The 22,929-nt window shown below is 57.7% G+C and carries 20 protein-coding genes; 5 read left to right on the top strand and 15 right to left on the bottom strand.

Annotated features, from left to right (window positions below; all coding sequences use genetic code 11):
- Nucleotides 1-103: 103 nt before the first annotated feature.
- Nucleotides 104-1,516, bottom strand: coding sequence for an IS4 family transposase (locus tag ACODR8_RS18305; protein ID WP_489008586.1), 1,413 nt, complete (start codon nt 1,514-1,516; stop codon nt 104-106).
- Nucleotides 1,517-1,840: 324 nt separating this feature from the next.
- Nucleotides 1,841-2,704 carry a helix-turn-helix domain-containing protein gene (locus ACODR8_RS18300; protein ID WP_489008585.1) on the bottom strand — a complete coding sequence of 288 codons (864 nt, stop codon included), beginning with the start codon at nt 2,702-2,704 and terminating at the stop codon, nt 1,841-1,843.
- A 380-nt stretch (nt 2,705-3,084) separates the two neighbouring features.
- On the opposite strand from ACODR8_RS18300, the gene ACODR8_RS18295 reads away from it, so the two are divergent.
- The gene (locus tag ACODR8_RS18295; protein WP_489008584.1) at nt 3,085-4,368 is read left to right on the top strand and encodes a cytochrome P450; all 1,284 of its coding nucleotides are present in this window, start codon (nt 3,085-3,087) and stop codon (nt 4,366-4,368) included.
- A gap of 306 nt (nt 4,369-4,674) precedes the next feature.
- On the opposite strand, the gene ACODR8_RS18290 is transcribed toward ACODR8_RS18295, so the two are convergent.
- The 7 genes from ACODR8_RS18290 to ACODR8_RS18260 all read right to left on the bottom strand — a co-directional run bounded on the left by ACODR8_RS18290 (nt 4,675) and on the right by ACODR8_RS18260 (nt 11,453).
- Nucleotides 4,675-5,475 (bottom strand): zinc-dependent alcohol dehydrogenase family protein, encoded by an 801-nt coding sequence (locus ACODR8_RS18290; RefSeq protein WP_489008583.1) that lies wholly within the window; start codon nt 5,473-5,475, stop codon nt 4,675-4,677.
- Nucleotides 5,476-5,698: 223 nt separating this feature from the next.
- Nucleotides 5,699-6,922: a multidrug effflux MFS transporter gene (locus ACODR8_RS18285; RefSeq protein WP_489008582.1), complete on the bottom strand. Its 1,224-nt coding sequence runs from the start codon at nt 6,920-6,922 to the stop codon at nt 5,699-5,701.
- A 154-nt stretch (nt 6,923-7,076) separates the two neighbouring features.
- Nucleotides 7,077-7,892, bottom strand: a complete 816-nt coding sequence (locus ACODR8_RS18280) for an aldo/keto reductase (protein WP_489008581.1) — start codon at nt 7,890-7,892, stop codon at nt 7,077-7,079.
- A gap of 320 nt (nt 7,893-8,212) precedes the next feature.
- A complete protein-coding gene (locus tag ACODR8_RS18275; RefSeq protein ID WP_489008580.1) occupies nt 8,213-8,614 on the bottom strand; it encodes an EthD domain-containing protein in 402 nt (133 codons plus the stop codon).
- Between the two features lie 105 nt (nt 8,615-8,719).
- The gene (locus ACODR8_RS18270) at nt 8,720-9,631 is read right to left on the bottom strand and encodes an isocitrate lyase/PEP mutase family protein (RefSeq protein ID WP_489008579.1); all 912 of its coding nucleotides are present in this window, start codon (nt 9,629-9,631) and stop codon (nt 8,720-8,722) included.
- Nucleotides 9,628-10,167, bottom strand: coding sequence for a 3-isopropylmalate dehydratase small subunit (locus ACODR8_RS18265; RefSeq protein WP_489008578.1), 540 nt, complete (start codon nt 10,165-10,167; stop codon nt 9,628-9,630). Before ACODR8_RS18265 ends, ACODR8_RS18270 begins: the two co-directional genes overlap by 4 nt.
- Complete coding sequence (locus tag ACODR8_RS18260; protein WP_489008577.1) at nt 10,164-11,453, bottom strand: 3-isopropylmalate dehydratase large subunit; 1,290 nt, start codon at nt 11,451-11,453, stop codon at nt 10,164-10,166. Before ACODR8_RS18260 ends, ACODR8_RS18265 begins: the two co-directional genes overlap by 4 nt.
- Before the next feature lie 199 nt (nt 11,454-11,652).
- On the opposite strand from ACODR8_RS18260, the gene ACODR8_RS18255 reads away from it, so the two are divergent.
- From ACODR8_RS18255 to ACODR8_RS18245, 3 genes are all read left to right on the top strand, one after another.
- A complete protein-coding gene (locus ACODR8_RS18255) occupies nt 11,653-11,964 on the top strand; it encodes a hypothetical protein (protein WP_489008576.1) in 312 nt (103 codons plus the stop codon).
- 67 nt (nt 11,965-12,031) lie between these two features.
- Nucleotides 12,032-12,901 carry an NAD(P)-dependent oxidoreductase gene (locus ACODR8_RS18250; RefSeq protein WP_489008575.1) on the top strand — a complete coding sequence of 290 codons (870 nt, stop codon included), beginning with the start codon at nt 12,032-12,034 and terminating at the stop codon, nt 12,899-12,901.
- Nucleotides 12,902-13,016: 115 nt separating this feature from the next.
- Nucleotides 13,017-14,063 (top strand): LLM class flavin-dependent oxidoreductase, encoded by a 1,047-nt coding sequence (locus tag ACODR8_RS18245; RefSeq protein WP_489008574.1) that lies wholly within the window; start codon nt 13,017-13,019, stop codon nt 14,061-14,063.
- Between the two features lie 98 nt (nt 14,064-14,161).
- Here the strand turns inward: ACODR8_RS18245 and ACODR8_RS18240 are convergent, their stop codons facing one another.
- A complete protein-coding gene (locus ACODR8_RS18240) occupies nt 14,162-15,160 on the bottom strand; it encodes a helix-turn-helix domain-containing protein (protein WP_489008573.1) in 999 nt (332 codons plus the stop codon).
- 379 nt (nt 15,161-15,539) lie between these two features.
- On the opposite strand from ACODR8_RS18240, the gene ACODR8_RS18235 reads away from it, so the two are divergent.
- The gene (locus tag ACODR8_RS18235; protein ID WP_489008572.1) at nt 15,540-17,870 is read left to right on the top strand and encodes a TonB-dependent receptor; all 2,331 of its coding nucleotides are present in this window, start codon (nt 15,540-15,542) and stop codon (nt 17,868-17,870) included.
- Between the two features lie 195 nt (nt 17,871-18,065).
- Here the strand turns inward: ACODR8_RS18235 and ACODR8_RS18230 are convergent, their stop codons facing one another.
- The 5 genes from ACODR8_RS18230 to ACODR8_RS18210 form a co-directional block, all read right to left on the bottom strand.
- Entirely contained in the window at nt 18,066-18,821 is a 756-nt protein-coding gene (locus ACODR8_RS18230) for an SDR family oxidoreductase (RefSeq protein ID WP_489008571.1), read from the bottom strand.
- Between the two features lie 77 nt (nt 18,822-18,898).
- Complete coding sequence (locus tag ACODR8_RS18225) at nt 18,899-19,195, bottom strand: DUF1330 domain-containing protein (protein ID WP_489008570.1); 297 nt, start codon at nt 19,193-19,195, stop codon at nt 18,899-18,901.
- 115 nt (nt 19,196-19,310) lie between these two features.
- The gene (locus ACODR8_RS18220; RefSeq protein WP_489008569.1) at nt 19,311-19,631 is read right to left on the bottom strand and encodes a 2Fe-2S iron-sulfur cluster-binding protein; all 321 of its coding nucleotides are present in this window, start codon (nt 19,629-19,631) and stop codon (nt 19,311-19,313) included.
- 225 nt (nt 19,632-19,856) lie between these two features.
- Complete coding sequence (locus ACODR8_RS18215) at nt 19,857-20,420, bottom strand: nuclear transport factor 2 family protein (RefSeq protein ID WP_489008568.1); 564 nt, start codon at nt 20,418-20,420, stop codon at nt 19,857-19,859.
- Between the two features lie 73 nt (nt 20,421-20,493).
- Nucleotides 20,494-22,734, bottom strand: coding sequence for a TonB-dependent receptor (locus ACODR8_RS18210; RefSeq protein WP_489008567.1), 2,241 nt, complete (start codon nt 22,732-22,734; stop codon nt 20,494-20,496).
- Between the last annotated feature and the right edge of the window lie 195 nt (nt 22,735-22,929).

Genomic DNA, 22,929 nt, shown 5'->3' with positions numbered 1-22,929 from the left:
GAGCTTTCCTATTCCGGTGCCGGCAACAAGGCCGCCTTCCGTCGGCGCTTACAATCATCCCGGCCAATGGGCACCACGCAAGGCGGCCCTCAGGCCCTTTCAATTACCCATAAGTGCGCCCAGCGAGATCAATACCAAGTTTCATGTCCATAAGACGGGACCATCCACGCCATATGACGGTGTTGCCGGGAGGCGGGTCTCGCTCGCGAGCGAGATAGCCGCCGAGTCTTGCGATCTGTGTCAGGTAACATGATAATTGTTGCGGCGGCGGTTGGCCGGTGCGGCTTATCACAATGCGGTCGATGAGGTTTATTTCATCTTTGGTCAGTACGATATTTGGCGAAGCCGTAGGCGCAGTACGGGTTATCATAGTCATCCAGAATATGCGCAAGCTCAGAACGCAGTAAATCGCAAGCAAGTTCACGAGCCGCTCAGCGGTACGTAATTTGGCTTCTTCTGCGTGACATCCAGATTTAAGGATCTTGTGAAAAACCTCTATCTTCCAGCGCAAAGCATACCATTGAAGCTTTTCGATCGCCTCCTCCAGCGACGTAATGGGAAGGTCAGTGATAAGCTTCCAGTCGATAGGAGAGCGGTTTTCCGGGACTTCCTGTTCCTGAGCGTGGACTATGGTAAGATCGAGCGCAGGGTAGCGTTTTTGCTTGCCAATCGGCGGCAAGACCCGAATCTTCTTATATTTCAGTGCCAGGCTGGCGGTCACGCCCTCGGCAATTTCAACCATGTGGCGACCTGCAATGGGCGAGTCCGCCATTTCAGCAGCAATGGTGTGTTTGCCATCGCCCGCCAAGCGATCAACGCATGTCCGTACCAAGAAATGGGTGCCAGCTTCGCCCGCAGCGCAGAAGAACTCATAGATGTCGTTTTCGCGATCGCCGATGTGGATCAGACGCTGGCCTTTCCCCAGCAGAGCCGTGGAGGCGCGCATATTCTCCAACCAGCGGATACTTTCCTTGGCTTCGATCGGCACCCTCGTCGGATTTATATGACGCTTAAGTGCCGAGGTACCCTTGAATTTGCTGCGGGACCAGAATTTGATCGCCGCCAAGCCGAGCGGCAGCCCCTCTGTCGTTACCACCAGGCTGCTATGCATCAACAGCCCGCAAATGGTGTGTCGCCGAGCAATCCCCACAGTCTCGCGCTTGCTCGGGGCATAGCCGATGATTCCAACCTGTTCGGGCTTTTTGCGTTCATATGAAAATTCGGTGGTATCTTGCAGAACCAGAATGGGTACATCAATAGCTGCGACACGCGACGCCGTGGATTGGAAATGGCCTTGCAGAATTTTACCTTCGCAAACATCTGAATTTGAGAGAAAGCGGTAGGCAGCTTTGGTGTTGGCCCAGTCCTGGCAGGCGAGTGGAATTGGACCGCCCACCGCACCTGCCATCTGCGTCACCAACTGGCGCAGACGACGCCCAAGACGCACATCGCTAAATCGCGACGCAGCAAATTCATCATCGATCCAAGCCTGAGATTCCGAGCCATCCTCGACCATCGTGCACTCCGCAAAAGCGAGCCTTTGCGGGAACATGAATCATAGCTGATTCCATCGCAGCAATACCGCTGCGATCAGTGGAATCTGGCGTCAGACCACATTGTGGGTAATTGAAAGCCTCAGGCCCCGCTTACTCTAATCTGGAAGATTTCGTGTGAGCTTTTCCGGGAAGCCGATATCGCGTTCCGTTGGCGCTTACCTTTTATCCATTGCACGGATCCCAAAAGGTTTTCGGGCTCGAATAGGGATCATAGCCGACTCAATGACCTCTCAACAGCAATGGGCCAATTCACCGGCCCTTGCTTCCGTGTAGTTTAGCTATGGTCATGACAGCGACCTCAGCCGCTGCCGATAACCGTCCGGCGTCTCGCCCGATGCCTTTTTGAATGTGGAGGAAAATGTGCACGGGCCGGAGAAACCAAGTTTAAAGGCTATTTCCTTTAGTGATAGGTCGCTCTCTGCGAGCAGTGCCCTGGCCTTGCCGAGGCGGACGTCGGCGACGTAGCGGTGAAGCGTCATCCCGGTCGTTCGCTTGAAGGTGCGACGCAGATGCGCCGAACTTATCCCGCACTCGTTCGACAGCTCCTCCGTCGTCGGCGTCCTGTTGCTCGCGCTATCGACAATATCATAGATGCGACCGAGTTCACGCTCCGACAGCCGTCCCTCCGATGTGCGGACCCGCCGCGGGCGATCGTCGGGCCTGAAATGACGAGCGACGTCGATCGCAATCATCCGGGTGAGAGATTCCGCCATGAGCTGGCTCGCGAAGCCTGGGCTGGCGACTTCCTCGCCCAGCTGCCGCATGGCCTGTTCTATGCGCACGTTCCGTAGATCATAGCATCGCGCCAAGTCGGCTGCGCTCCAGTCGGGCCGCTCCGGCCATATCTGCCGGAACCACTGGTCGGTAAAGGCACACATCACGTTGCGCGTCCGCTCGGTTACCTTCGCCGAAGTCGTTTCCACTTTGGTCCGTGCGGGAAAGAACATTACCCTCCCAAAATCCTGAACCCGCCCGTCGTCCAGATGCGCGGAAAGGCTGATCGGCGCTAGTTCGGGGCGATACCGGAGCACGAACAGATCCTGGCGATCCCAAATGCGCTCGTTTGCACTCCACCGATAATCAAGGATCTGAACGTTTACTCCTGACAGGTCCATCTCTGCCAAAACATCGCATGGGCTCGCAAACATGGAAGCGCTCTCCTACTAACCGCGGTCCGGCCATCCCTTCTGCCGGCTTCATGATCCGAGCACAGTAGCGGAACGAAATGGTTCACCGGACACCGGCTCCCAGCACGCTTTTGCTCCGACCCATTCGTCGCAGAATGCCTTATTTATCTGCTGCGAATATAGGGTAGGTCGACCGCGATAACAACATGGGTCGTGTGCGCCTACGCGCCGTGTGAGACGAGGCCGGACGGCGGCTCGGGCAAAAGGAAATTCCTCCCGAAGCAGGTACTTGCACGGTCCGGCTTTACAATGTGCGGAATGGCAAATCCGCTAGCTTTGAGTCTAAACCGCGCGAGCGCGTAAGGATCGATCCAGGCCAATTCAAAACTTGGAGAAGATTCATGGATGCGAGCGAAAACGCCGCCAACGTATCGGCGACCTGCCCGGTCGAACTTGACGGGGTCCCCATCACCTTTACGAATCCCGAGACGCGCCGATGCCCCTTCCCCGCTTATCATAAGCTCCGGGAAGAGCAGCCGGTCTACAAGGATCCCGTGAGCGGCAATTACGTGCTCACGAAGTATCGCGACGTCCGTAAGGCGGCAATGGATGTCAAGGTTCTTTCATGCAAGACCGGGGTGATCCAGACGCGGGAAACGCCTATCAGCGCCCAGGTTAATAAGATGTTCGAAGAACAGGGCTACCTGCCGGTCGACACGCTTGTGACCAATGACCCCCCCGATCACCGCACCTATCGATCGGTCGTCGACAAAGCCTTTTCCCGCGATAAAGTGATCGGCCTTGAGCCGCAAATCGAAGCAGCGGTAAAGGAGATGATCGACGGCTTCATCGACCAGAAGGAGATAGACTTCTTCGACGAATTCGCGATGCGGCTGCCGCTGACGGTGTTCACAGAAATCCTGGGCGTGACTGATCGCGACATCGATAAATTCAAGCGGTGGAACGACATGTCGCTGGAGACGTCGAATCCGGCGCTGGCTCCAGAGCGCGAACTTGAACTGGTGCCTGCCGTTATCGAGCTTCAGCAGTATCTGGCAAAGAATGTCGAGCGCGTTCGCGCTGCCCCTGACGATAGCTTGCTCAGCACGATCGTGCACACCGAGGTAGACGGTCGGACGCTCAATATGCAGGAACTCGTCAGCATGCTGTGGCTGTTGTTCCTTGCCGGCGGCGAGACCACCGCGAATGCGATCGCAGGCGGCATGGCAATCCTGATCGATCGGCCAGAGCTGGTCGACGAAATCCGGGGCGACGCCAAAAAGCTGGATGTGTTCATCGAGGAAGTGCTGCGGATCAAGACGCCCGCGACGACGATGTTCCGCCGGGCTACCGCCGATACCGAGATCGGCGGTGTGGCGATTCCGGCCGGGTCGATCATAGAGACGCGCTTCGGCGCTGCGAACCTCGATCCGGAAGTATTCCCAGACCCCGAGACCCTCGACCTCGATCGTCCGAACGCGAAGTATCACCTGACTTTCGGAAGTGGTATCCATAATTGTATCGGCAACCAGCTTGCGCGCGGCGAGATGCGCGCGTCCTTTCGCCAGCTGGTGGACCGGATGCACAATTTCCGAGTGACGCGTGGAGAGGAGAGCTACAGCTATACCTCGACTTATGTTGCCTATGGCTTGACACAATTATGGATGACTTTTGATCCGCGCTAATCGCACATGGTCGCAGGCCTTCGCCAATTTAATGGGCGAAGGCCGCAGCCAAGGGCCGCACAGACGTTCCCAACATCATAGACCGGCACATGAACGGTAAGATCTCGGCGGACCTCTGGTCACGCGCTCCGGCCGGATGTTCGTCGCTGCAACGCGGGAGCGGATATTCCACGCTTTCGACAGGAGCAACGACACTCTGTGCTGGGAGAGGACCGTCTGCCGGCTGGCGGTCATTCGGGAGCGATAGCCGATTATCCCGAGCGAAATATCATCACGCCTGTCACGGGCATCCAAATATCAAAAACCTCAGTCGGACCGTCTCACTGTCGCGGCAACCTGCAGCCCAGATACGGGATCAATCGTCGAGCGTCCATTCTGCGCGCGAGCGCGCATCGCGCTTGGTCCGTTTGGATGACCGCCTTCGCTCCAATCGTGCCCAGCCCGGTCCCAGTCGGGTGTTGCAGCATAATTGATCCCGCAGTCCGCTCCCATGTCGCGCGCCAGAGCCAGTTTTTTGTTGGAGGACGAAGTGATGATGACGCGCGCGCCTTGAGCCTTGGCGAATTGAAGGGCGAAAAGGCTGATGTACCCGGTGCCCAGGATCAGCACGGTTGACCCGGGCATGACATTGGCCTCTCGTACGACGTTCCAGGCCGTCGTTCCAGCAGTTGAGAAAGTCGCGCCGGCCGCAAAGCTCATCGTATCGGGAAGCCGTGCCAGTGCGGCTGAGGGGACCACGGCATATTCCGAGAGAGCTCCGGGCATGTTGAAACCCCGGGCGCGTGGCGTTCCGAACTGTGGCGTCGGTCCCGACGGCCAATCGGGCAACATATGGATGGCGACGCGCGTGCCGACGGGCGGACCATCTGTACCTTCACCCAGCTCCTCAACTACTCCAGTTGAGTCCATCAAGGGAATTTGTGGCAGAACCGGCGGTGGATATTGGCCATTGACGGCAAGTAGATCGACATAGTTCAGGCTCGCCGCATGTTGTCGCACGAGCGCTTCTCCCCGAGCCGGACGCGGTATCTCGAGATCGACGATGCGGAGGTGGTTTAAGCCGGAAGCCAAATCGGACCCAGTGTTGACTAAATGATAGGCTCGCAAGACGCTTCTCCCCGTCTATGCTTTGCTATTGCGAAAAAAGGCCGCCCTCAAGATCGAACGTGCGCGTTGATACCGCGCAATTTTTGCTGTGGTGTCCCGGTTACCGTGCTCGTTCCGGTCCTTTTCAATCTGTATCAGCCCGCACAATCTCGTTTCTTATGCTGAAAAGGAGCAGTGCCGAAGCGCCAGTTTGGAACAGTTAGGATTGTTCCTCAGCTTGATGTCATAGCGACCCATGCGGGTTCAGCAGGCCCAACGCCAGCCGCGCCGCTATGAACAGCGCCGCCATCATCGTCAGCATGGTGATTCCATGCGCCGAGGGGAGGCAGCTCACTAGCCAGGCGAAGATCCCGCCAATGCCATAGTTGGACGCGCCGATCAGTGCACCCACCGATCCCGCGCGCCGACGATCCAGCGCCAGCGCGCACGCCTGATTGTTAGCCGAAAGCATTCCATAGGTCGAAACGCCTAGAACAACGCTGATAGTTGCGAAAACCTTGGCCCCAGGCACGTGGGCAAGCGTGAGCAGCAGACCGGCGACCAGTACCGTGATGCCGCCGAGCAAGGCGGCTTCGATAATCTGGCGAGGCGTGAAATGGTTAAGCAGCCGTCGGTTGATTTGAGTCGCGCTGATAAGGGTGATGCCGAGCGTGCCGATGACGAGCGAGGTGATCCGCGGGGTCCAACCGAAATCTTCCTGGAACAGCGGGCTAGCAGCGCTGTACCAGACTATCAGCGCCGACGCGGACAGCCCGCTGGTCAGCATATGCGCGAGCAGGGGCCGATTGCCGATCAACGCCATATACGCCGCAATTCGTCCTTCGCTCTGGGCATGTTCCGCCGCTTCGCGCGATTGGCTTTCGGGCAACTTGGCGATCAGGAAAGGAATTGTAAGCGCCACGAGGCCGGCCAGCGTCCAGAAGATCGAGCGCCAGCTGGAGATCAACAGCAGCGCGCCGCCGAGCAGCGGTGCGATTACTGGCGCTATCCCCATGATGAGATGCTGCCAGCTAAAGACCACGGCGGCATCTTTACCGGCGAAATTATCCGAGACGATAGCGCGCGCCAGCACAACGCCCGCGCACGATCCGAACCCCTGCATAAGGCGCGCCGCGAACAACAGGTCCTCCGATTGCGCCAATGCGCATACCACCGAGGAAACGAGAAATATGCTGAGACCAAGCAGCACTGGGGATCGGCGACCCCAGCGATCGGCCATCGCGCCCCAGATCAACTGGCCCGCAGCGAAACCAAACATGAAGGCCGCCATGGTCGCCTGGATAGCGGCAGTGGTGGTGCCGAGATCCTGGCCCGTCTGGACGATGCCAGGCAGGCTCATATTGATCGCAAGCGGCCCGAACAGGCTCATCGTTGCGATCATGATGATCAGTCCGGCATGTTGGTGCCGCTGGGAAGTGATTAGGGAGCCTTTTTCAGTTCCCTGCATCGCTATTCAGCCTCCACTGTAAATTTGCTCGATGAAACGAAATGTCCGAAGGAATTGGGCTCAGAGCAGGATCCAAAATAAAGGCTTGTCCGCCATCATTCCGAGGATCAGCCAGCTGATTTGGCTCTTTTGATCTGCTCGCCTATTGGAGCGTCTAGTCAACGCCCCGGTCACTTACGTGCATCAGAGGATCTGGGCCGATGCGGCCAGACACACTGTCCAAGCCCTTTATCAATGCCATATCGCCCTTTTCGAGCGCGAAATCGTATATCTCGACATTATCAGCGAGATGGCGGCTGCTCGCGGCCTTGGGTATTACAACCAGCTCGTTCTGCACGTGCCATCGGAGGACGATCTGAGCAGGCGAGCGGCCAAGACGCTTGGCGATCTGCCCGATTATAGGGTCTGTCAGCGCACGGCCATGTTCCAGCGGACTCCAGGCCTGCGTGATGATCCGTCGATGGACATGGTAGTCGCGCACATCGCGTTGTTGATACCGTGGGTGGAGTTGGATTTGATTTACCGCGGGCACCGTGCCCGTGTCGTCGATCAGTTCGTCGATGAGGGGCGGCGTAAAGTTGGCAACGCCGATTGATCGCACTCTTCCTTCCTTGTGAAGCCTTACCAGCGCCCGCCAGGTCTCTCGATAAAGTCCCTTCGAGGGTTGCGGCCAGTGGATCAGGTACAGGTCGATGCGCCCTATCGCTCTTTCGCTCCGGTCGAACGCCCGCATCGCCGCGTCATAGCCATGTTGGCCATCAGGCAATTTTGTGGTTAGGAACAGTTCCTCGCGGTCCACTTCCGAGCGTTTCAGCGCGTCACCAATCAACGCCTCATTGTCATAATGGGTGGCGGTATCAAACTGGCGATAGCCCATCCGCATAGCCTGCAGCATCAGCTCCCCAAGGATGTCGCGCGGCATGAACATCATGCCGAGTCCCACTTGTGGGATCGTGAAGCCATCGTTCATCTTGACAACGGGTATGTTTCGGCTCACACTGATACTCCTGTTGTCAAACCGGCCCCGATAGGTTCCGGACGACCGCAAGCATAAATTACCTGGTGCACCTACCGCCCAACAATGCTGTTGGTAGGATCGGCTGTGCCCCACCGGGACGGATCTGGAGCTTGAAGCCGTCCGCCCCGATCCTTTAATCGTTGTTCTATGAGGTGGCGCGATGAATTCTGGTCGACCCAAAGCCGGACCGCAGCCTCAGCGCTGCTGAGTGTCGAGATCTCAGCGGGGCGTTGGCTTTCACGGGTTAAACACCGCAGCAGGACCCACCGCCCTCACGCGTGGGCGGTCATGCCCTCTCCCTCCATAACGTCGCACAGACCCATTCGGCAGGCTGACCGATCGAGAAACCGTCGCTCGTCCTCGCTGAGAGCGCCGCAGACTTCGGGTCGGGCCAGGATGGTTGCCATTTCAGCGATTGCCCCTTCATCGCGGAACTCATAAATGCTGATGGCGTCGTATGCGCACCCGGCATCCCCGTCGCCCATCCGGCCCGTCGTCCAGTCGTCTGAAGTGAAATCGGCCATCGTTCCAGGATAATGACGGCTGAAGCTAGTCAGCAAATGACCGATGAACTTTTCGCCGAGGGGAACGTGATTGTTCTCGTAATGATCCCGAAACTGTTCGGGCGTCAGTCCTTCCTTGCGTTTCAGCAGGACCATGAACTTTGTCTTCATAAACTTTCTCCTTTTGAACGCGCAATTGTCTGCATGGCGTTTCGCACCCGTTCAAACTGTCGGCCTTGGACAATCGCCAAATCATGGCTGTTACCGATTGGCGCGTCAGTCCTCTGCGCTCATGTAGCGCCTTTCCGCATCAGCATATTCGTCCAGCCGGGCTGCACGCATAAGCTCTAGGGGATCGTGATAGGGGCCAGGGTTCGCGGCGACGAACGGACTGTCCGTCCCACGCTCTTTCATGTCGCGGAAAAGTGCGGCCATCGCGTTCGCCGCCACGCCGAGGGCAGTCGCCGCGTACATTATCAGCCTGAAGCCCGCGTCCGCCAGATCGGCTTCGGTGTAGCCCAGTGGCGGTCCGGAACCCATGCCCATGACGGGACCATCGATCGCAGCTACGAGTTTCCGATTCCATTCCATCTGCTCGTCGGGCGAGAGGGCAAAAAAGGACCGGCCTTCTACCGACATCAGCACAGGCATGGCGAGATCCGCCCCCGCCTCGAGGTAAAGGTTCGACCGTTCCACCAGTTCATCGAACGAGATCGTATCGGCATCGCTCCGAGCGGCGATGACGAAGTCGGGGTCGGTGCGCGCATCCAGTGCCGCCTTAAGCCGATCCAGTGCAGCCGCGCGCGACACGACGCTGCGCCCGGCCAGAAGCGGACAATGCTTCGGCATGATTTGATCTTCGATGTGGACGCCAGCGACGCCGGCACGCTCCATCTCGCGGATCGTCCGCTGGACGTTCAGCACGCCGCCGAAGCCGGTGTCGATGTCCGCGATAACCGGAATGTCGAGCGCCGCCGTCATCCGCGCTGCATGGTCCGCAATCTCCCGCATGCTCAACAGACCGAGATCAGGTGCGGCCAGCTGCGATGCCTCGACACCCAGGCCGGTCATGTGGATAGCCTCAAATCCGGCAAATTGCGCCAGGCGCGCTGAAAGCGGATCGAAGCAACCGGGCGCGACCACCATTTTATCGCGCAGCAGCGCGCGCAAACGCGTCGTCATCCTCATGCGTTTTCCTTCCGGCTTTCGACGGGAAGCGCGCCAATGCGGCCCATTGCCCAGTTTCGGCTGCCGCCCGCCGTCAGAATATCAAGAATGAGCGGTGATACCGGTTCGAAGTCGATCGTCGCGCCGCTGGTGACGTTGACCGCATGACCTACGGCAAGGTCGACCTCCAGTTCGTCACCATGCTCGACCAGTCTCGTGATGCCAGGAACAACGCAGGCCGGCATCCCGAAGTCGATCGAGCCACGTTGGAACAAGCCTCCAATACCCTCGACCAGATAAGCGGACAGGCCAGCTTCGACGCTGCCCATGATCGCGGCCGTATAGTAGTGCGCGTGTCCGGTGCCGAAGCCCGTACCCGCCACGAGGATATCGCCAGGCGCGATCTGTTCCGCGACGCCCGGCGCCACGTCCTCGAACAAGTGTCGGGCGCATTCTTTCCACTGGCGGCTCATGCCTTGCTTGTCGTAGCGCGCCGGCACGATATCCATCGCGCCAATCCCATCGGCAAACTTCCAGACCTTCCCACGAAGCTTCATGCCAAAACCTCCAGTTCACGGATGAGATACTGCGCGGGATCGGCAATCCGCCCCTCTATGGCCGAGGCTGCCACCACGGCAGCATCCGCGAGCAGCACTTCGGAATTTTCGCTCCCCATCCGCCCGCGGAGCGTCTCCACTGAAGTCGAAATGCAGCGCTCACCATCGCCGAGCTTTAGCGGCGACAAATTTCCGGAATAGCACGCACCACAGCCCGGTTGGGTGATCGCCGCTCCAGCATCGAGTAAATCCTGGTAAATACCGGCAGCCGATGCCTCGCGGGCGGTGTCTGCGGAGATCGGCGTCACGATCAGGCGAACTGACGGGTGCACTCGACGTCCGCGCAGGACCTTGGCGGCAAGCGCAAGATCCGACAACCGGCCACCGGCGCAAGAGCCTACATAGGCGGCGTTTACGGGCAGGCCAACAACATCAGCCAGCGAGCGGACCTTTTCGATGTCGTGTGGCCCTGCAACCAAATGCCCCATCGTTGACAGGTCATATCTGTAGGTCGCCGCATAGTTGGCGTCTGAATCGGCGGTTACCGGCTCGAAAGCCTCCCGCGCGCGGCCATCGAAATAGTCGAGCAGGATGCGGTCTGCGGGAAAGATCACGGTGAGCGCGCCAATTTGTACCGCGCCGTTGGCGATCGCCATACGAACGTCCATCGAAAGCGTCCCCACCCCAGGCCCCGCAAATTCGATAACCTTTCCGTCCAGAACCCCGGCGAGATCGGCGATCAGCCGATAGACCACGTCCTTGCCCGTCATGCCCAACGGCAGCGCACCAGACAGATCGATCCGGACGCTTTCGGGCACAATCATCCAAATGTCGCCGGTCATGATGATCGGATCGACACCGAACAGTGCGGGCAAGGCAAAGCAATTTGCCGCGCCCATCGTCGCGCTCTGGGTATCTGCGCCAATCACCACCGTGCCGGGCAGCGCCCACCCCTGCTCCACCGGAATCTGGTGAGAGATCCCGTTGCGGCCGAGATCATAAATATTCTCAGCCGGTATTCCTTGAGCCTTGGCGAAGGCCCGGATTTTTGGGTGTTCCTTACCCGCGACCTGCGGGAACCAGTCAGGCTGAAACATGTGATCGAAGCAAAAAATGATCCGCTTCGGATCCCAGACTTTCAGCCCCAGCTCCTGGAAACTGTCGATGAAGGTGGTTCCGTCGAGGTTGGTCATGTGGCTCACCTTCGCCAGAACGGCCTCGCCTATCGCGACCCGGTCCATGCCTGCGGCGCGAGCCAGAATCTTTTGCGCCATCGTTTGCGCCACACACTCTCTCCCATCGACTCTCGTTCAACCTCATTAGTTAGAAGCCCCAAAGCACAAGCACGACACCGCGATGATTGTCGAAATGTGCATCTCTTTGGCGAAATCCGCATCGTCTGGTGACGCGTCGGTTCAAAGATGCTTCGCTATGAAATGCGGGAGCCATGCAGCAGCCGAACACCAACAACCAGAGAGACATCAGATGCCCGAGATTCCGCTACCCAAGCTTGATACACTTCTGCGCATCTACAGCATCAAACCCGACGGATGGGAGCCATTCCTGGACGTCTGGCGGCGTATCGTCGCCGTACGGCGCCGGTTCGGTTTTGAGGTACTTTTTGCCTTGGAAGACAGGGAAGCGAATATCTTCACCTGGGCCGTTCGACATGACGACGATATCGATCAGGTAGCTGAACGCTATTACGCCGACCCAGAGCGAAAGGCGCTCGAAATCGTCGGCGAATATGTTCTGGACTACAAGGTGACACGGGTGTCGCGCGTCACCCTTCCCTGATTAATAACTACAGCCACCTACGCCAATATAGCCGCCAGTCCCATAAGCGTTAAGGAAAGGAAACTCCGTGTCGAACAGCAAGTTCACGGGATCTGTTGGCTATGTTGGCCTCGGAGACATGGGGGGTGGAATTGCTAGCCGGCTTGTTTCTGCTGGTATTAACCTCATCGTGTTCGATCTCGATTGTGACGCCGTCACTCGGTTGGTCGCCGAGGGCGCTCGGGCCGCGGTCTCGCTTGGCAAACTTGTCCAAGAGACTGAAGTCATCTTCATCTGCGTGGATCCGGAGCCAGCGGTGTCGAAGGTGATCGACGAGATTTTCGAGTTCATGCGCCCTGGTCAGACTCTGATCGTTCAGTCTTCGGTTTCTCCCCAAATCGTTATCGACGCATCTGAAAAGGCAAAGGTGAAGGGCGTGAGGCTATTCGATGCGCCTGTGAGCGGAACCTACGCGGATCGGCGGAACGGAACTCTGGCTGTGCCGACAGGTGCAGAGCGAGAGGATATAGGGAATCTCGCCGTGCTGCTCGAACTGATTGGGCAGCCTATTTACCTCAAGGCAGTGGGCGGCGGCGAGATCGCCAAGCTTGCTAACAATGCTGTGTCAAGCATTACGCGCTCCGGATTAATGGAAGCCATTGAGCTCGCTCAGGCATATGGCGTTGCCGAAGCAGATCTGCTCGAGGTGCTGAGTGTTGGGAGCGGGAGCAGTTTTGTGGTCCAGAACTGGAGCTTTTTCGATGGACTTGCTCGTCAGGGCCATATCGTCCGGAAACAGCCGATGCAGGCCGCGGAAATACGAAAGACCATCCGGCAGAAGGACCTTCATCTTCCCATTATCGAAGCCCATTTTGAGCCCCTGAGAGCACTCGACATACAGCGTTACAAAAAGCTCACCGGCCGAGATCCTGATTTCGACGAAGTGCGATCTTCGTAGCCGTTCATACGCCGCCGCTTCGAGGATCTGTCGTGCTCGTCGAGACTGTACCCGACACCCTCACCTGCCCGCCGGATCGGCGAGACACGCCGCTAAAGCCTGAGGAGCCACGTACATGAAGTTCGGCCTGTCGATCCCCACGCTCACGGGGTTCCCTCGCGCCACGGAGCCGGAGGACGGTGGATGGCGCACCCGCTGGGCACGGAGCTTCGAAATCGTCGCCCTGGCAGAGGAACTCGGGTTCGAACTGGGTACGGTTGGTCATCATCGTTTCACGGCGGATCGGATAGACTCTTCCCAGCCGATGGTCGCGATCGCAGCGCTCGCCGCACGCTCCACCACGATGCGCTTCATGACGAACATCCTGATCCTGCCCTCGCACAACCCGATCGACGTCGCCGAACAGGTCGCGATGGTCGACGAACTGTCCGACGGACGCGTGATGCTCGGCGTCGCCATCGGATACCGCCCCTATGAGTTCGAGCAGGTCGGCCTGGTGTTCAAGGAACGGGTCAGCCGCTTCGAAGAAGCGATCACGCTGCTTCGAAGCGCATGGAGCAATGACCCCATCCACTTCGCAGGCAAGCATTTCACCGTGAAGGGCGCAAACGTGACGCCCAAGCCCGTCCAGAAGCCCGGGCCGCCGATCTTCATCGGTGCGCAGATTGATGCGGCGATCGATCGCGCGGCCAGGCTGGGCGACGGCTGGCTGACGGATAATATCGAGAGCGCGGCGCTGCTCGGTCCCAAGGTCGCGCGCTTCCGGACGAAATCGCGCGCGGCCGGTCGCGCCGGAATGGTTGTGCTCAACCGCAAGGTCGGGATCGATCGCGACAAGGCGAGACTGGAGCGCGAATGGCTGCCGCCCATCCTCGACACCTATCGCGACTATCTGAAGCTGGGCGTGCCGTTCGACGATGAATTTGCCGACAAGCTGCGTTCGGGAGTGTCACTGGCGATCGCGGACCTGCCGCCCGGCCAGATCATCGCGGGAACGCCCGACGAATGCGCCGACGGCTTGCAGCTCTGCATTGAGGCCACAGAACCTGATTACATCGTCGTCGACTTCGGTCGCGGTGCGCACGGAGCGCATTACGAGAATCTTCGTAACCAGATCGAGCTCTTCAGCCGCGAGCTAATCCCGCGCTTCGCGAAGGCATAATGCTGCCGGATCGAGCTTCTTTTCGCACCCGTCTCGCGAGACTCCATCCAGCCCCGATGGCGAGGCAGAAATTCGTCGGCCGGAGTCCCCGGTCAGCATCAACAAGACTTGGTATGAGATCGCCGAAGCGAGGCAATGCGATATTCGCGGGGCGTCAATCCGGCTTTGTGTCGAAACGCATAGGAAAAGGCACTAGGCGTGCTGAAACCGAGACGGTGGGCAATAACTTTAAGCGGTATCGCCCCTTCATGTAATAGCACCTTCGCTCGTGAAATTCGAACTTCATCCATATAGTCAAAGAGGTTCCGGCCCGTGCAGTTCTTGTACACCTGCCTCATGTGGCCGACACCGATTCCCAGGCTGTCAGCAATCTCCTGGAGCGACGGCCAACCACCCTCGTAGCTCATCACGAACTCTTCGACGTGCCGAGTCCTGAGTTCGGACAGCGGATCGCGTATTCGTAACTCCGTAGTGCCTTGCTTCAGCCGAGACACGAGATCGAACGCCACAAGCGTACTGCACGACTTGATTATGGATGGCGTAAGCGGGCCGGGCGAAAGCACTTCGTTAAACATCCGCCTCATCGCATATTCAATGTTGGTCTCTTTGAACTGGAAAAGCGCCAGCGCGGGATAGTCGAGCGACCTGGCTGTCTCCCCGACGACATCCTGGAGCCATTCCGGTTTGATACGAAGCGCGAGGCTGCGCGTGTCAACCGCGCCGTCGCAAGCCATCGCGCTGGTTTGCACACGCGATGGAATCAACATCATCTGCCCTACTGACCTGGGATCCCGTCCTTCTGTCCACGCGCGGATGCGCCCCTTAGGGGCGCTCCGCCAGCGTAGGACAATCTCCGGATCGCATTGCGAAGCGGTGGCACCTGCTTCGTAATGACTATCGACCACCTGAGCCACAACGCCTGGGAAGGCGACTTCACCGACCACTTCCTGCATCCAGCCGCTTGCCATGAGCTTTCTCTCCATCAATCTTATGTTTTGAGAAAGTGTGCCACCGGCCTCGTGCAAACGCAACTCGACAAGATGTCGCGGGCAACTGGCGCGCTGACGCGCAAAACGGCCCGGAGAGCGGCGGAACATACCGGGACGCGGGTTGGATTACGGAATTCGTTAGCAGCGGGGTGTGCCACCAAGATGTACCTAATGATCGGATTGATGAACTAATATCCGAAACTCCTAAAACTAAAGGGCACTCCTTCGCCTGACATTGCGCTTTGTTCGCAATCGCTGGCCTGCGTCTATCCCACCTTCACTCCGCGCCCCCGTCATACGAAAAACACGCAACGCGCGCGGCCTATGGGAACAACAACCGTCCAATTTGCGGGGCAGCGATGCGCCCCGATGCCAAAGCCCCGCACTAATAGCAGCCGTTCTCCTTGCGAACATTCTGGTGACACGCGTTGCAAACTGATCGGATGCTTTGGATTGTGACCGCTGCCGCCGTCATCGATCGAGGACGTTGGCCAATAAAGACGCCGGGCTGCTGACGCTTGTTTCAGAGCAAAGCGATGGGAGGGACCATTCGATGAGACTATCACCGTTCATGTTAACGACTTCGGTAGCGGGTATCGCGATAGGCGCTCATTGCGATCCGGCGACAGCGCAGATAGCGGCTGCAGCGGTTGCCTCCCGATCGCCTGCGTTAGAGCAGGATGCAGGCATCACATCGGTGCCGGACGAAGCAAAGAGCACTCTAGATCCTGCGACGGCGCCCGGCGCCGAACAAGGCCAGGGTGACATCATTGTGACGGCGCAACGTCGCGCGGAGAATGTGCAGAGGGTTCCCCTGTCCATTACGGCGTTGAACTCGGAGCAATTAGCGACGCAGGGCATTCGGTCGGTGGCCGATCTGGGCGGAAAGGTACCTGGCCTCACGGTTCAAAAGTTCAATGGCATTGTTCAACCATTTCTGCGTGGGATCGGCTCCAGCACATCGACGGCAGGTGTCGAATCGAGTGTCGCTGTTTATGTCGACGGCGTCTATTTCTCCCGCCTCCCGTCTAGCTTTTTTGATTTGGCGAGCGTCGAACGCGTGGAGGTTCTTAAGGGGCCTCAAGGCACTTTGTTCGGTCGGAATTCGACCGGCGGCGTTATCAACGTGATCACGCGAAAGCCCTCACATGATACCGAGGTCAGCGGCACGCTCGGTTATGGCCGCTTTGATGCCGTTGACGGCAACCTGTATGCCACGACCGGTCTCGGCGACAGCGCGGCGATTTCACTATCCATCGTTGGGAAGACGAGCGACGGATTTGGCAAAAACACCGCTAATGGCCATCGCTACGGCTATGAGGACAGTGTGCTTACCAACGCCAAAGTCCTATGGGAGCCATCGAGCAATACAGAAATCACGATCGCCGGGTTTTATTCCTGGTCGAAGAACTCAGGAAACAAGGCAGCCTTCCCCGGCACCTCAAGCACGACGCTTACGCACTACTACGTCGACCGAAGCGACAATGGCGTTTACACCTCTGATCAAATCGGATTTTATAATTCCATCAGCGATCCAGACCAACAAGATATATTCCACACCTATGGCGGGTCTGTCCACCTTGATCAGGATGTTGGCTTTGCCAAGATCGTCAGCATCTCCGGATATTCGCATGTGTCCCAAGACAGTCAATATACCGAATATCTTCCTGTTAAGGAGTTTCTTGTTCCCGCATATGCGCGGGTCGATCTTTATACGCAAGAGCTTCAAATGGTTAGCCAATCAGGGTCGCCGCTTAATTGGATAATTGGACTTTACTACCTGAATAATAAGACAAAATACACCAAAGATACCGTCTTCGATATTCCATTGTTCTATGGAAACACGCCACTGAGTGCGCCAGCGCAGCAAAAAGTGGAAACCTACGCAGCCTTTGCCCAAGCAGGTTACCACCTGAGTCCGAGCCTGAATCTGACTGTCGGCTTCCGCTATACGTGGGATAAAACTTCGGCCGAGGGCACTGTTGGCGGCATCCAAGTCTTTGCGCCCGACACGACCAAGGTCGATAAGGCAAGCTACAAGGTCGCGCTGGACTATCAGATAGCGCGTGATTTGATGGTCTATGGGCTGTTCGCACACGGCTTCAAATCGGGCGCCTACAACATTCTGACCTACAGTTCGACGCCGACCGCTCCGGAACAACTCGACGACTATGAGATCGGCTTCAAATCGCAATTCCTCGATAATCGGATCCGGCTAAACGCTGCTGCTTTTTACTACGACATCAAGAACCCGCAGGTGCAACTCATTCAGAACGGCACCACCTTTCTGTCGAACGCCGGGGCCGCACGGGTAAAGGGCGCTGAGGCCGATTTGAGCATCAAGGCCACGCAAGGACTGACCTTTCGGACCAGTATCGCCTATATGGATGCGAAGTATACGGATTATAAGAACGCGCCCGCAGGTCGACCGGATTTCGTAGTTGGTGGTTCGATCCAGCTACCCAACATCGACGCTTCCGGCAATCGCCTGCCGTTCGCAGCAAAATGGAGCTTCAACATTGGAAGCGATTTTTCCTTAGAGACACCCGCGGGAAAGGTAACGCTCACGGCGGACTGGTTCCACAATAGCGGATACACGTTCGAGCCCGATCAGTTTCTGCGACAGGGCGCGTACGATCTTGTCAATGCGCAAGTGCGGATACAGGCCAGTGAGAATGTCGCGCTTCGCATCTGGGGCCGAAACCTCGCGAATGAAAGAATCGTCGCGGGCGCGGCTTCGCAATACGGATATGCGGGGTATCCCTGGAGCCCGGCACCGCCGCTGACGTTCGGTGGAGCGGTGGACTTTAAGTTTTAATAGGAGGGCTAGACCGAGCGGCGCGTCACGGAAGATACCCCGCTCGATATCGGCGCGTCATGGGTCAACGCGTGCAATGACCGCCCAAGTGGGCAGGACTGGCGCCGCGCTCGAACTCCTGGCTCTACGGCATGGGCGGGGGACAAGCGCGGGTCAGAGGCACCACAGGCAGCAGGATACTTCCCGCCCATCTCATCAGCGCTTGACCCCGGTCCATCCTCCATCAACGATAAGCTCAATGGCGTTGATATAGGAAGCGTCATCACTCGCCAGGAACGCAACGGCAGCGGCAAGTTCCTCCGCCTGGCCGATGCGCTTCATCGGAACGCTCTCCTGGAGGACGCGCAAGAAAGTGGGCCGAAGATCATCCGGGATGCCAAGCTTGGGGCCCATCTCCGTTTGGATCGGCCCTGGGCTGACGCTGTTGACACGGATACCACGCGCCGCGAACTCACCGGCCAGAACCCGAACCAGCGCTGACGAGGCGCCCTTGGAGGCAGCATAAACGGCCGAGGCAAGCATCCCCATTTGATTGTTAACCGATGTCGTGACGATCATCGAACCCCCATCCCGCATCACCCGGGCGAGAGACTGGGCACCGAACAAAACAGCCTTCACGTTCACCGCAAACACCGCGTCGAACGTTTCTTCGTCTATATCGGCGAGAGACTGAAACCTTCCCGTACCCGCATTGAGGAAAGCGATATCTAAGCCTCCGAATGCATCGTCGACTTCGTCGGTTATCCGACGCACGTCGGCCAATTTCGACGCATCCGCCTGGATGGCAATGACTCCGCCGCCTAGTTTGTCGACGGCGGCGGCAAGACGATCGGCGTTTTGCCCAGTGATGGCGACACGGGCCCCTTCAGCGATGAAGCGCCGTGCTGATGCGAAGCCGATGCCCGTGGTGCCCCCCGTGATCAGCGCCGTCTTGCCGTGCAGTCGTTGCATACCAGTTTCCTCTTCTACGCCTTGACCGGAGATGTCGCCGGCCCGGTGAAATGATCGCTAGGCTTGCCTAGGTACCGTCAGCCTGCAGGCGGTTTCATCGTCATGATGAATTTTGTATCGGCCGCGGCAAGGCGCAGGCCTATGACCTCTTGATAGGCGTCCGACCTGTAGAATTCGTCGAACTTTTCCTGAGATTCGAATTCGATTATGGCCAGCCTGTTGGCAGGCTGCCGGCCTTCATAGACCGTCGGTTCGCTGTCGGCTGAGAGGCGCGTCAGGTTGAACGGCTTCAACGCCTTTGCAGCGCCGGCAACGTATTTCGCATACAGTTCGGAGTCCTTCACTTCGACCGCCATGACGAGATAGACACTCATGCTCTTTTTCCCTCGAAGCTATCCTAGCCAGTCCACCGATCCGCAGTCCTGCAAGTCAGTGTCCTGACGGATCGACAAACATGACGTTTGGATGTCCGGTGCAGACAGCCCCTCGTCAGCTTTGCGACAGCGGCATTGTCACGGTCAGCCCGTCCAGTTCTTCGGTCATGAAGATCTGACAGCTTAGCCGGCTGGTCGGGCCGGGCTCGTGGGACACCTCGAGCAAATCGGCTTCATCGTAGGACACGGGCAGAAGCCGGTCCCACCATTCCTTCTCGACGTAGACGTGGCACGTCGCGCAACTCAGCGAGCCGCCGCATTCGCCGATCATTTGCTCGATCCCGGCGCGCTTACCCATTTCCATGACAGATTCGCCGACAGTGCCGTCGACCTCACTCACCTCGTCGCCCGGCAGGATGAACTTAACTAATGGCAAGGAAACCTCCTAGTATAGCCTGTATTAACCGCGCACGTCAGATTGCCCCCGACGCAACACACATTGCCCAGGCCAAGCCCTGGTCCAGAACGGCAAAGTATTAGAAGTGCGCCACCCCTGGATTCGACAGTCGGGCCAAGGTCCGGATATTCCGGCAACGACGCCTGTCATATCCACCTCGATCACTCGCACATCCAAAACGCCTTTTCGCTTTTCGCCGTGGCTTCAGCCTCCAGGATTGGTTCCGGCCAATGCGGCGCCGCGAACGCGATCGAAAAACGCATAAGCCGCGTCGCCCTCGTCCCGGCGGCTCGTGACCAGCATTTCCGTCAGCGGTCCGATAGATTTCTCGATGACAGGATCATGCCGGTCCTTCTCGAACAACACGAGCCGATCGACGATCTTCCACTGCCCATCGCGCTTTTCAAACTTGTCCAGATAGCGACCGGGCGCGGTCATATCGTAGAGCTGCCCTTCTTTCATGAAGCGATACATTGCTATGACGTAAGACTCGCACTTGGCGGCATCACCATCAACCACGATGTATTCATTACTCAAGAAATGCATGCATGAAAGTATATGCCCCGTATGTCGGCCTATGACCCAATCGGCGAAATCCGCTGGAGTTCCGACAAAGGCACCGTGATTATCTATAGCGTCCGAATGATAGCAGGATATTATCAGGTCGCGATCGAGACGATCTACTCCCTGGCACAATTTTACCAATACGTCATGGATCTGTGCCCTTGCATCAATTTCAATCAGCAGCTGGCCTTGGTCATTCATCATGTGATGTCTCCGTTCAATCTGGAATTGCGTATCGCCTCGATGCCGACACGCGGGATTCTATGTCCCCAAGATCCTAGAATTTGAAGTCGATGGCACCACCGAAGGTAATTGGTGCTGCAGGTGTGTAAATGTAGCCGGCCGGCGTCGTATTGGTGCTGATCCGGTCGACATATTTCTTGTCGAGGAGATTGCGCCCCCAGACACGTAGCGCCAGATTATCGTTGAGCGAAATCTTCACCTGCCCGTTCAGCAAGTCGAATGGTTTCTGACGGAGAAAGTTGTCCGGCTCCGAATAGAACCCACTATTATGCTGGTAATCGGTGCTAATCAGCACAGTGCCGATGCCTGTCTGGAATTCATAGTCAGCACCTAATGATCCGGTGAATTTCGAGACATAGGGCGTCTGGTTGCCATTCGCCACGACAGCTGATGCTGTAGCGCCGAATGGAGCGTTCGGATTTGGAATCCCGCTCGGTGCACAACCAACGCAAACACCGTTGATAATCTGGCCGAAGTCTTTGTACTTCGAGTCGAGGTACGCTGCCGATGCTCGCAGGGTCAGGCCCGACATCACGCGTACCTGAACATCGCCCTCCAGACCATCGACCGTCGACTTGCCGGCATTCGACAAAATAAGCGTCGGTGCCCGCGTGATTGTGACCTGCGGATCTTTGACGTTATAATGAAATGCCGCCAGGCTAAAGCGAACATGCCGGTCAAATAGCTCGCCTTTCAGACCGACCTCATAGGCATCCACCTGTTCCGGCTTGGCCGGTGTGCTGTTGTAGGTCAGCAAGGCGAATACGGCCGACTTGAAACCACGATTGAATGAGACATAGCCCAGGACGTCGTCAGTGAGCTGATAGTCGGCCGCCACGCGGAACGTCAGCTTTTCAGTTTTGAATTTTCCCGGCTCCCTCGGGGGACCGAATACCGTCCCGTCGGGGCGGAATAGTCCTCCATTCGCATCGATCCGGTCGATCGTGTACCGCAGACCGCCGGTCACTTTCAGTCTGGGCAGGATTTCGTAGGTGGCCTGGCCGTATGCCGCGTAGGATTTGGCGTGCTGTCTGCCGAGCGAAATGAAGCCTGTCGTCCCACCCAGCGATGCAAGTGTACCCGCCGGACTAAAGAAACGAGTCCGACTGTCGTAGGCGCTGACAGTGTTATAATAGAAAAGTCCGCCGACCCACTGGACAGGGCTTCCGCTCAACGAGGACGCCTGCAGTTCCTGCGTAAACTGACGAACGTGGCCCGAAGGCGTCGCAAGGCCGTCCGCACGATCGGTGTAATCGCTGTCGGCAAGCATCTGTGCATTGGTGTCCATATAGGCCGTGATGCTCTTGAGCGCGGCAAACGATGTATCTTGCGCCGTAGTCAGAGATACACCCCAGGTCGTGGCCTTCTGATAGGACTCGGACATGGAGTCGTTCGCCTGGTCGTAGAAGCCGATGATCGGCAGCGGTTGAGAATTCGGCAGCGAGGAATAGCCGCTACGGGTTCCCGGAAAAGCATTTCCGGCCAGGTTGTTTTTCGAATATGTATAGAAGCCGCCCAAGGTGATCGTCGTTAGATCGGACGGCGTGAACAGAATCTTCGAACGGGCGGAGAAATTATCCTGGTAGTTTGTCCGGTGGCCAGTCGACACGAATTCGCCATACCCTTCGCCCTGACGGCGTCCCGCCAGCGAGATGTCCGCGGCGACAGTCTCTGACAAACCGGCAGTGACATAGGCATTGGCTTCGAACGTGTCGTAATTGCCATAGCCGATGCTCCCTTTCAGCGAAGCATCATGGGAGGGATCCAGCGTGACGAGTTGAATGACTCCGCCGGACGAGTTGCGCCCAAAGAGCGTACCCTGCGGCCCTTTGAGAACCTCGATGCGGCTCAGATTATTCAGGGAAAACACGCCGCTTGGCAGGCGGGAATAATAGATGCCGTCGACATAGACGCCGACACTCGCCTCGTTGCCAAGGGAGGTGCCGGGATTGCCGATCCCACGCAGGAACGGCAGGGTCACGCCGTTGTTCGAACTGAGGTTGAGGCCAGGGATAACCGCCTTGATCTGTTCGAGATTGTCCAGACCGCGGTTGGCAAGGGCAGCCCCGCCAATCGCGGTCACTGCAATCGGGATTTTCTGGATATTTTCTTCCCGTCGCTGCGCGGTCACGACGATGTCCTCAAGCTGACTGTCGTTTGCGACAGTTGCCGTTGCCGGTGATGCAGCCACCTGGGCAGACGCTGGCGCGGCAAGCGCTATGCCCAACGAAACGAGCGATCCTCCAAGGTAACGCGATTTGTTAAACTTGATCATTTTTTCCTCCCCAGGAATTAAATCGGCGTCGTTTGCAGATCGACGTTGTTTTTCAAACCGAAAGGCGTGGCGCGATAACTAACCAATCGCGAAACACCCTCCGGTGGAATGCACCGTGCAAAGTCTCGACATCTTGGCTACTTTTACGGGTAGATACGGCTGATAGCAGTTGCAACAGATATGCTGAATTTGTTC

It is taken from the genome of Sphingobium sp. FG58, assembly GCF_057809055.1.
This window is presented reverse-complemented; position numbering and strand designations above follow the sequence as displayed.